Genomic DNA, 4,154 nt, shown 5'->3' on the forward strand with positions numbered 1-4,154 from the left:
CAGCCTCAAGACCGCGCATCTGTCGAGCGCGCGCTTTCGGGGCATCGAGGTGGCCTTTCGCGAGACCAATTCGCTCACGGCGGCACTCCGCCAATTCGGCGTTGCCGACTATACGCGGCGCTCCACCCGGATCTGGGCGCGTCTGCCGACGCCGGAAGAGGCCGTGCTCCTGCACCAGAAGACAGCTGAGCCGATCCTGGTGATGGAGACTGTGGATCAGGACGAGGCGGGCCGGCCGGTGGAATACGGCATGGCGCGGGCCGCCGGCCAGCGGGTGCAGGTTCTGGTGGCGAGCTGACCCGGCCAGGCTTAGTTGGGTAAGACTCCCGGCCAGAGTCTTTCTGCCTCTTCCCGCGTGTAATAGCCGCGGGCGATATCCCGCTCCAAGAGGATGGACGGGCGTGTCCGCGGATCGCCATAGCCGCCGCCGCCCGGTGTCATGACCTCCACCCGATCGCCGGCGGTGACTCGGATATTCTGATCCTTGGACAGATGTTCCGGGATATAGACCGCGCCGTTGCGATGGACGCGCACGATATTGGGCGCACCGTCCTGGCCGCCCAGGGCGCCCGGTGGGCCGAAGCGGCCGTGATCCATCACGAAGCTTGCCGTTGCTTCCCCGCGCAGGATTTCAACCTCGTAATGCACGCCGAAGCCGCCGCGATGCAGTCCGGCACCGCCCGAGCCTTCGCGCAACGCGAAGCGGCGGAAGAGGACCGGGAAATATTGCTCCATCACCTCCACGGGTGCCGTCTTGGATATGCCGATGGTGGAGCAGCCATTGGTCAGCCCGTCGTGCAGGGCGTTGCCGCCATAGCCGCCGCCCGAAATCTGATACATGACGTAGCCCGCGCCGCGCTTGGGATCGAAACCGCCGAGTGCGAAATTGCCCGAGGAACCGGCAGGCGCCGCCGTCACCTTCTCCGGGATCGCCTGGACGAGGGCGAGAAATACCGCTTCCGCGATGCGCTGCGACACTTCCGCCGCACAGCCCGAGACGGGGCGGGGATAGCGGGCGTCCAAAAACGTGCCTTCGGGCCGTGGCACCAGCAACGGGGCGAAGGCCCCGGCATTGAGCGGCACGTCCGGGAAGATGTGCCGCACGGCGAGATAGACGGAGGAGAGCGTCGTCGCGAAGACCGAATTCATCGGTCCCCGGCACGGCAGGCTCGACTTGGAAAAATCGAAACTGAGCGTGCCGTCTGCCTTGGTCATGGTCAGCGCGATGCGCAGCGGCTCGTTGACGATGCCGTCTGAATCGACAAAGGCCTCGCTTTCGTAGATGCCGTCCGGAATCTCCACGATCTTGGCGCGCATGAGGTTGGCGGCACGCCCCTTCATCTCGGTGATGACGCCGGTGACGGTCTCGAGCCCGTGGCGGGCGATAAGATCGGCGAGCCGTCGCTCGCCGATCTTGAGAGCGGAAACCTGGGCGCGGATGTCACCGATGCGCTGGTCGGCGACGCGGATATTGGCATTGATGATGGAGAGAATCTCCTGGTCCATCTCGCCGCGCTTGAACAGTTTCACAGGCGGCAGGCGCAAGCCTTCCTGTTCCACTTCAGTCGCGTGCGCCGAGAAGCCGCCCGGCGTCATGCCGCCGGTATCGGGCCAATGACCTGTATTCTGCAGCCAGCAGAGCAGACGGCCGTCGTGGAAGAAGGGCATGGCAAAGCGCACATCCATCAGATGCGTGCCGCCGAGATAGGGATCGTTGACGATGTAGATGTCGCCAGGTTCGGGGCCGGCGATCCGACCCTCCCGGATCAGGCGGGTGATCTCGCCCGTGGAATACTGCATCACGCCCACGAACACCGGCAGGCCAAGCTCTCCTTGCGCGATCAAGGCGCCGGTTTCGGCATCGTAGATTCCGTCGGACCTGTCATCGGCTTCGGCAATGATGGGGGAAAAGGCTGAGCGCGAGAAGGCGAGGTCCATCTCGTTGCAGACCTGCTGCAGCCCGGCTTCGATCACGGCCAGGGCCAGGGGGTCGAGCTTTGCGTCCTCGGCCATGCCGGCGAGCGCCATGCCGGCGGTCGCGATACGGAGATTGCCGACATCGTCTACGCGCAGCTGCGCGCCGGGTTCGACGAAGATCGTGCTGTCCGCCTGTTCCAGCACGGCGGGGCCGGTCAGCGTCGCGCCCAGGGGCAGCGCGTCCCGCGCGTAGATCGGGCAATCGACCCAGGCACCGGCCGCAAAGACGGGGCGGCTGCCGGTGCGGGCGCCTTCCGTATCGGCGGCGCGCCGTGCGGGGTCGAGCAGGGAGGCGACAGGAAAAGGCTTCCGCCGGCCGGTGACCGATGTGTTGAGGTTCACGAGGGTCGCGCGGATTTCCGGCATGCGGATCTGGAAGCGTGCAAAATAGGCTTCCTCGAAGAGATGCTGCAACTCCTCGCGGCCAATCTCCGCCTTGGGGATTTGCACGCGGATAAGATGCGTCTGGCCGCGGAACTGCATATCGGCGGAATGCCGGATCTCCGTTGCCTCGACCTCGTCCTGCTGCGCCGCGTTGATCGCGATACCACGCGCCACCTGGTCGGCGAGCACGCGGTGCACTTCGGCCATGTCCATGCCGTCGAGCGGCTGGTTGATGGTGTTGACGAAGTCCTGGCGCAGATCGGCCACAAGGCAGCCGAGCGCATTGGTCAGGCCTGGACGTGCCGGGATGAGTACCTCCGGAATGCCGAGGTCGGCTGCCAGTGCCACCGCGTGCAGCGGGCCCGCGCCGCCGAAGGCGAAGAGCGTGAGCGCGCGCGGGTCCCGTCCGCGCGAGAGGGACACCATGCGGATGGCGCCGGACATATGGACATTGCCGAGGGCAATTACCGCGGCCGCCGCTTCGTCAACCGTCAGGCCCAACGGCGCCGCCAGCTTCTCCCCGAAGATCGCACGCACGTCCGCGACGCTGACCGAGGCCGCGCCCGCGATGGTGAGCTTGGCCGGATCGAGGCGGCCGAGGATGAGGTTGGCGTCAGTGATGGTGGGTTCGAGGCCGCCGCGCCCGTAGCAGATGGGGCCCGGTGTCGAGCCCGCACTTCGCGGCCCCACGCGCAGCATGCCGGCGGCGTCCAGCCAGGCGATGGAGCCGCCGCCGGCGCCGATGGTGCGGACATCAACCATGGGCACATGGATCGGCAGTCCGTAGTCGATGGTGAGTTCGGCCGAGACCTCCGGCAGGCCGCCGCTGATCAGCGCGACGTCGCTCGAGGTCCCGCCCATGTCATAGGTAACGGCATCGCCGACGCCGGACTGGGTAAGCGTCGCGGCAGCGGCGATGACGCCCGAGGCAGGACCCGACATCACGGTCTTTGCGGCGTCCCTTGCGGCGAGGGGAGCGGCGATGGTGCCGCCATTGCCGTTCATGACGAGAAGGTCGTGCCGGAATCCCCGGGACCGCAGCCCTTCGGTGAGGCGATCCAGGTAGCGATCCAGGATCGGCTGCACCGCGGCATTGACGGCGGCGGTCGTTCCGCGCTCGTATTCACGGTATTCCGAGAGAAGCCCATGCCCGAGGGTGACGTAACGATTGGGCCAAAAATCAGCCGCGATGCGGCCCGCCGCCAGTTCATGAGCCGGATTGGCGTAGGAATGGAGGAAATGAATGACCAGGGATTCGCATCCGGCGTCCAGCAACTGGCGCACGGCACGGCGGACGGCCGCTTCGTCGAGCGGCGTCACCACCTCTCCGGCGGCATTCATCCGCTCCGGCACTTCGAGCCGGAGGTCGCGGGGGACAAGCGGCTCGAACACCCCGAACAATCCATAGGGCGTGGGGCGCGTCCGACGGCCCACCTCAAGCGTATCCCTGAAGCCGGCTGTGGTGATGAGGCCTACTCGGGCCACTTTTCGCTCCAGCACGGCATTGGTCGTGACGGTGGTGCCATGAATAAGAAGATCGAGTGCGGCGGGGCTGGTGCCCGCGGCCTCTATGCCCTGCAGGACGCCTTCGGCCTGGTTCGCGGTGGTCGACGGCACCTTGGCGAACTGGACTCGCCCGCCGCGGCCATCCTCCTCATAGAGAAGCACGTCGGTGAAGGTTCCACCGACATCGATTCCCGCCACCCGTCGCGCCATTGGCCACTCCAGATCGTTTGTATACGAACGAGTAAAGCGGAGCGATGCGGGGCCGTAAAGCGAAATGCTGACTGGCC

General features: G+C 66.3%; 2 protein-coding genes. One reads left to right on the forward strand and one right to left on the reverse strand.

The annotated features are described in order from the left end of the window. Positions 1 to 298: UTRA domain-containing protein (locus VL752_RS17580; protein ID WP_325357162.1), on the forward strand; the 298-nt coding region annotated here is incomplete at its 5' end. Positions 299 to 309: 11 nt separating this feature from the next. Here the strand turns inward: VL752_RS17580 and VL752_RS17585 are convergent. Further along, on the reverse strand, positions 310 to 4,077 hold the full coding sequence (locus tag VL752_RS17585) for a hydantoinase B/oxoprolinase family protein (protein ID WP_325357164.1): 3,768 nt from the start codon (positions 4,075 to 4,077) through the stop codon (positions 310 to 312). Positions 4,078 to 4,154 lie beyond the last annotated feature (77 nt).

The organism is Acidisoma sp., from assembly GCF_035492295.1.
Classification (GTDB): domain Bacteria; phylum Pseudomonadota; class Alphaproteobacteria; order Acetobacterales; family Acetobacteraceae; genus Acidisoma.

Excerpts from the sequence above, each read along its gene's own strand:
- VL752_RS17585 (WP_325357164.1), bottom strand. The coding sequence starts at position 4,077 with ATGGCGCGACGGGTGGCGGGAATCGATGTCGGTGGAACCTTCACCGAC.